General features: G+C 48.0%; 5 protein-coding genes. All 5 read right to left on the bottom strand.

Features of this window, described 5'->3' with window-relative positions:
• Nucleotides 1–133 precede the first annotated feature (133 nt).
• Entirely contained in the window at nt 134–427 is a 294-nt protein-coding gene (locus QZX60_RS04800; RefSeq protein WP_295361920.1) for an Abi family protein, read from the bottom strand.
• Between the two features lie 54 nt (nt 428–481).
• Nucleotides 482–3,799, bottom strand: coding sequence for a DEAD/DEAH box helicase family protein (locus tag QZX60_RS04795; RefSeq protein ID WP_363174771.1), 3,318 nt, complete (start codon nt 3,797–3,799; stop codon nt 482–484).
• An 11-nt stretch (nt 3,800–3,810) separates the two neighbouring features.
• A complete protein-coding gene (locus tag QZX60_RS04790; protein WP_295361918.1) occupies nt 3,811–4,932 on the bottom strand; it encodes a restriction endonuclease subunit S in 1,122 nt (373 codons plus the stop codon).
• A gap of 115 nt (nt 4,933–5,047) precedes the next feature.
• Nucleotides 5,048–6,016, bottom strand: a complete 969-nt coding sequence (gene xerA / locus QZX60_RS04785; protein ID WP_295361924.1) for a site-specific tyrosine recombinase/integron integrase — start codon at nt 6,014–6,016, stop codon at nt 5,048–5,050.
• Between the two features lie 237 nt (nt 6,017–6,253).
• The gene (locus tag QZX60_RS04780) at nt 6,254–6,613 is read right to left on the bottom strand and encodes an SDR family oxidoreductase (RefSeq protein ID WP_295361916.1); all 360 of its coding nucleotides are present in this window, start codon (nt 6,611–6,613) and stop codon (nt 6,254–6,256) included.
• Nucleotide 6,614 lies beyond the last annotated feature (1 nt).

Raw genomic sequence — 6,614 nt, 5'->3', positions numbered from 1 at the left:
TGGTTTATTGTTAAGCATGCTTTCGCATACTTAACGGAGCTCATTGCTCCATAATTAAAAAGAAGCCGGACGCATCCGACTTCTTTAGGCATAGTCCGAAGACATTTGCCGCATTCCGTTTAATATTATAATATTATGAATTGAATATTTCAAAGCAATAATTTTTTAACGCCGTTTCAAGACTCATCAATGGAGAATATACGGTCGCTTTAATATCCATATCGAAATCATAAATTGCCTGAAGTTCGTCAAAATTCGTGTACTCAAATTTTCTCTCAGGCCGTTTGCAAAAACGATAGCCCTTATATCCATGAAAATACCCCATATTTCGAAGGTTTCTTTTTTGAACACTTCCAGAAATCTCAATATTTTTTTGTTCCCGCATGTATTTCATTAATGCATTAATACTTTTAGGCTGTGTCTTCACATTCTTCCTCATCATTACTTAATATTAATTTATTCCCTGCAATTCGCTCTCAATTTACCCTGCCTCGGCGTTGGCGTTGATCCCGTCGATGGCTTTTCTGATGTTCTGCCAGGTGTCGAGATCGTCCGAGAAAAGCTCGACGACGTTGCCGCGGTCGGTAAAGGGCGCATCCTGCAAAATCGAGAGATCCTTGAGCAGTCCGTTGTGCACGATGTACTCGATGATTTGATTGACGAAATAAATCTGACGGCTGTCGAGCTGGTGCGCGTCGACGTAGTGCGCAAAGGCTTCCTTCGCCGCGTTCATGTCCAAGCCGACGATGCTGCGGACAAACTCGCCAAGGGGCGTCGGCCCAATTTCCTTTTCGTAGTCCTGCTTGGTCCCGACCTTGTTCCACAGAATATCCTCAAGGGCCCTGACGTCGGTTTCTGTCAGCGGCTGATTGGTCTTCAATTTCGCGATGGCGATGTTGTTCGCGTGATTTCGGATATAGAATGCCGCCTTTTGCTTGTAATTGGCGAGATCGTCATTTTCGAGATACGCCTCGTTCCATTCTTCCTTCAACACCTCGTCTTCAAAATTCGTGTTGTAAATCGGCTTTTTGTCTTTCGGGATGAATTTAATCAAATCCCGAAGGGCCATGCGAATGGTCTCGAGGGCCATCACATCCGCCCTTTCGAGATAGTCGGTGTTGAGAATTTTGTGCATCAGCGCCATCTGCGCCTGCACCTGGGGAATGGTCGTCACGCAGGACAGGGCGGCAGTTTTCTTCAGCAGATCGCTTTCACCCCGGCTGTACCTTTTCCCACCTAAATGCACGAGCTCCAGCTTGAACATCAGCGCATCGAAGCGCAGTGCATCCGCGTCGTCCTCATCTGGTTGAATCAACAGTTCGAGTTCGTCCGCGACGATTTTGGTTTCGCCCGGCGCGAAATGGGCGTAGCTTTCGGGCTTGGCGTAAAGCTCAACGTACCGCAGATGCTGGCGCACCCTAAATCCGCCAGCTTCCTTAACCGCCGCAACCTGTGCCGCCAGCTCTGTGATCAATCTGTTCCTGAAATCAGCAAGAGCTTGACTCTGCCCCACGGCGCTTTGCAGCTTGTACACCATCTGCAGTTTCAGGCCAAACAGTGCGCCCTGCAGCGGAATCAAATTGGGCACCTCTACCCCGTTGGGATTTTCCCGGAAGAACTCAAAATTGCCGCAAAAATCAAAGATGTAGAACATCTGCTTGTCTTGCCCGTCTATGACGCCGGGACAGAGCCGCGTGCCGCGGCCGATCATCTGCCAGAATTTCGCCTTGCTGAGCACCTTTTTGAAGAACACCAGATTCAATATTTCCGGCACGTCGATACCGGTGTCCAGCATATCGACGGAAATCGCGATTTGCGGCAGCTTTTTCGGATCAGAGAACGCGTCGATGGCGCTTTGCGCGTATTTCACATGGTTGTCGATCACCATCGCGTAATCGTCGGGCAGATTCGGATATTCCTGACGGAAGATGGCGTAAATCTTTTCAGCGTGGGCGTGGTTTTTCGCGAAGATGATCGTCTTGCCGATTTTTTCGCCGTATTCGATCTTCTGCCCCTTCGTCATCAGCGTGTCGAGCACCCGGCGAATCGTATCTTTGTTGAAAATCCAAGAGTTCATCGCAGACGAATTGATGCGCTCCGGCAGATTGCCTTCCGGATCGGCAAAGGTGGCTTCGTACGCTTTCTTATCTTCATCGGAAAGTTCGTCGTAGACGATGCCCTTTTCGACGAATTTGAGCTGCGTTTCAACTGACCTGAAATCGACGAGATAACCGTCTTTGACCGCCTGGGCCAGCTCGTACCCGTAAGTCGGCACGCCGCTTTCCAGATCGAACAAGGCGTAGGTATTTTTGTCAATTTCGTTTTTCGGCGTCGCGGTCAGACCGACCAGCGGCGCGTCGAAATACGTGAAGATGTCACGGTATTTGTTGTAGATCGAGCGGTGGGCCTCGTCGGTGATGACGAGATCGAAATGGCCGCAGGAGAAGATCTTGCCTTGCTCGTCCTTGGTATCGTCAATCATGCGGATCACCGTTTGATAGGTAGAGAAAATGACGTGGGCATTGTAGTCTTTTTCGTCCGCGCAGAGATTGGTGCAGGACAGCTCCGGCAGGTTGTTGACGAAGCTGCGCTTAGCCTGCAGCACGAGGGCAGTTCGATCGGCGAGAAACAGCACGTTTTTGATCCAGCCCGCCTTGAGCAGGACGTCGACCAATGCGATGACGGTTCTGGTCTTGCCGGAGCCGGTGGCCATGACGAGCAGCGCTTTGCGGCGGTTTTTCTGGTCGAAGCTGTCGCAGACGGCGCGGATCGCGGCTTCCTGATAATAGCGCCCGGCGATGTCCGGATTGACGGAGATAGTTTTTAAACTGGTGCGCATCGTCAACAGATTGAACCATTTTTCAAGATCGCGTTTGGCGTAGATTTCAGCACAGCGCCGTTCCGGGTACTGCCCGTCGATGATGCGGGTCTCGAAGCCGTTGGTCAGGAAAATGACGGGCCGGCGCCCGTACTGCCGCTCGAGGCTGTTCGCGTAGAGCACCGCCTGACGGCGCCCGTCTCCAACATCGACACAGGTTTTTTTCGCCTCGACCACAGCCAAGGGCCGGCCCCGATCATCGTAGAGCACGTAATCGGCGTAGCCCTTTCCCGATGCGTTCGGCATGCCATCGACCTCGACTTCATTGCGCCAGTCGCGCCCTTCGGTCCAGCCGGCATCCATCAGCATCATGTCGATGTAGATCTTGCGCGTTTCGTATTCGGTCATGTCCAGCGGCTTGACGGTATAGGACGACGCCTGTTCTTCCCGGCGCTTCGTCAGCTCCGCCTTAAGGGCCTTGTTTTCTTCGATCAAAGCCTTGAGATCGACCGCCGGCGCTTTGAGCTTCGGCTTGATGGCTTTCTTCGGCTTCTGCTTGAGCAGCGCCGCGTCAAATTCCCGCGGGTCGTAGGTCTCGCCGTAGCAGCAGGCGACGAAATCGATGAAATAATACAAGTTCTGCAGCGCGAGGGCAGCCGCTTCAAAGGTCATTTTCTTTTCGGTGTGAACGGCGAGGTTGCCCGCTTTCTGAATGTAGCGGATGCGCGGCCAGAGATCGGGATCGAGGATTTCCTGAAATTCTTCGGTGTGGATCAAACTGGCGAGATTGTCCCGGTACGGCGGGATCAAATCGCCGTCGACCGAGTACATCCATTTGACCGCCAGCTCCAGGGCGCGCCGGCAGTTGATGATGCAGGTGGACGGGTCCAGATGAATCAGCTTTTCCGCCATGATCGCCACGTCGACAAAGGTCTTAAATTGTGGATCGGATTTAAAATGATCGAAGTTGGTCATGGTCATTGCCTCTCTCCTCAAAAAATTAACGAATTGAAATCGATTTGTATAAAAATATTATAGCACGCCTGTATGCGGAATATAAAAAATTTTGATTTGTCGACCTGCGCTTTAAAAGAAACAAATTTTTTCTGCTTTTCTATTGGTGGAATGTAAATCCCTATACTCTGTAGCTCTTGAGCATTTATATTCGCCTGGCCAATAGCAGTCTTGCATTTATTAAGCAACATTTTTTTTGAAAAGTCTGTATTTAAAAACGCAGATACAAATTCCGGCAAGGCCTTTTTATTCAATCTAACGCGCACAACAAATCCTGCCAATACCATTATTTCATCTCTGTTATATACACATGTTTTTCCAACTAATTCCTTGCTGTTTGTTCGATTGAAAAGCAAATCACCTCGGCGAACTGTACACTTGTCCAACTCTTTATCTGGGATATCTATGGTCTTTGTATCGGTAAGATCTAACTCGCCGTTATATGTAATATTGTTCATTCGAAGATATGGATATTTTCCAGAATTACCTTCAGCTGCTTTTCTACTAGAACCGTACCTCACTTCATTTACGAGATCTTTAATTATTCCTGTCTCCCATTTCTTTTCATTAGTTGGAAACGTTCCAAACATTTCGACAAATCGGGCTTTGACTAAATACTCTAGCTTATTCTTCTCTTGTTGATATTTTTCTTTTATATCTTGGATTGTTTTTAGTTTTTGAGTAATTCTATGTTGTTCTTTTAAATCTCTTTTCGGGATTTTCATTTTTCGCATCGATGATTGTGTTAATTTTTGACGTGTAGCTCCGTTAATAATTCCATCAACTTTATAATACATTAATGAATAACATAGATAATCAACATCGATATTATTTTTAGGTTTTAAAACATGAGCATGATTATTTACCCAGCATTTTCCAGATACCCTATATGCGATCGGCTTATCTTTTGAATTAAAATTACCGCCATCTTCTGCGAGGAGGACAAGTTCATCATCAAAAATAAAATCATCTACATGATCTTGAATTCCATTAGCACCGTAATATGGGTAAGGCCCTGCTTTTCTCTCAGAAGATTTTATAGGTATACGTTGTGAATCTAAAATTTCACAACAATCTTCTATTTTAATCCAATCTGTCAATTTCTTCTCCTTGCACAAATCTTAATTTGACCTTTCAAATCTCCTTCCGTTATAGCCTAAGAAAAAGCCTAAGATAATAGCTGAAGCGGTATCGTCGATAAATAAAACGATCCTTCTATCCAATATACCGGCGGTGAGAGGATTTTACATTGGATTGATTGACGATCGCGTACTGCATCGTCGTGTCGATTTGCGAATGTCCCAATAGCCTTTGCACTTGTTCAATTGGCATTCCCTTATCGATGGCGCGGGTCGCCATGGTCCGCCTGAATTTATGCGGATAGATGCGCTCCAGATTCAGCCTTCTGCCGAGCCGACGAAGCCGAATTTCCACCCCGCTGATCTTCAGCCGGCTGTACGGCGCGTTGAGCGTGACAAACAAAGCCGGGTTGTCGTCCTGCCGCGTCGCCAGATAATGCTGCAGATGAATTTTTGACTTCGCGTCGAAATAAACGATCCGTTCTTTATTGCCTTTTCCGAAAACCACACATTCCCTAGACTGGAAATTTACGTCGCGGATGTTTAAATTGACCAGCTCACCGACACGAATCCCTGTGGAATACAGAAAATCGATCATGGCTAAATCGCGAGGCTCAGTACAGCCGTCACGCAGCTTTTCGATGCACTCGTCGTTGATGATGTTTTTCACCGATTTTTTGGTTCTGATTTTGTGGATGCGCCGCATCGGGCTCTTTAAAATATAATTTTCTTCTTCAAGCCACGAAAAAAAGCTCGAAAGATTCCGCCGAATATTATCGACGGTCACTTTCGAGCATTGATTGCGATTGGGGTAGTCGGCCAAATACGCGCGGATTTGTTCCGTTGTGATCTGACGGACCGGCGCGTGAATGGCGGCCAGTAGGTGCGCAATAGTCGCTTTATAGTAAGCGATGGTCCGTGGCGAACAGCCCTCGACGGTTTTGGCCTCTAAAAACAGCGCCACGTATTCTGTGTTGGAAATATTTTGAGGCGCAGCCGTGTTTTCAGCAAGATGGCGCAAAAGGGTCTCCTGTAATTTCTTCATCTGCGCCACACTCAATACCTCAGCCATTTCGTTGACAATCGCCACAATTTTTTCTTCCATCATGGTCAACACTCCTTTTTAATCAGGAGTTTACCAGGCGAGTCTTAACTAAAGTATTCCTGCATCAAACTATCGAACAGCATCTGCGTTTTATCAATGGACTTCTGAATTGCAGCTTTGAATTTGTCCATCTCCATCCTATCAAAAACCCCCAAGCCGGCTGCTCTCCTAATCGCCGGCTTGGGGTTTTGTTATGGGGTAATGAATTTTGTTAACGTATTGTAAAAATTATCTGGCTCAGCCCTGGGCAATCAGCTTTTGCTGCCATTTTGCGATGAGCTGCGCCTGAAGCTTCGCCGGGAGCGGGCGCATCAGATAGCGGAACGCGCGATAATCTGCATCTGGAATGATGATCAGCTGACCCTTCTGCATCCCGATAAAGCCTGCCTGCGCGACCGCATCCGGGTCTTTCGCAATTTTTGAATCGCTTTTGCCCGCGTTGGCGGCCCAATTGGTTTGAGTCGGCCCCGGGCAAAGGGCCGAGACGGTGACGCCCGTTCCCTTCAGCTCGCCGTACATCGCTTCGGTCAGAAACATTTCGAAGGCCTTTGTCGGCCCGTAGACGTTGAAATACGGGTCAGGAATAAAGGCGCCCATC

Source organism: uncultured Pseudoramibacter sp., assembly GCF_903789625.1.
Classification (GTDB): Bacteria; Bacillota; Clostridia; order Eubacteriales; family Eubacteriaceae; genus Pseudoramibacter; species Pseudoramibacter fermentans.
Note: the sequence above shows the minus strand (reverse complement) of the source record. Positions and strands in the feature narration are given on the sequence as shown.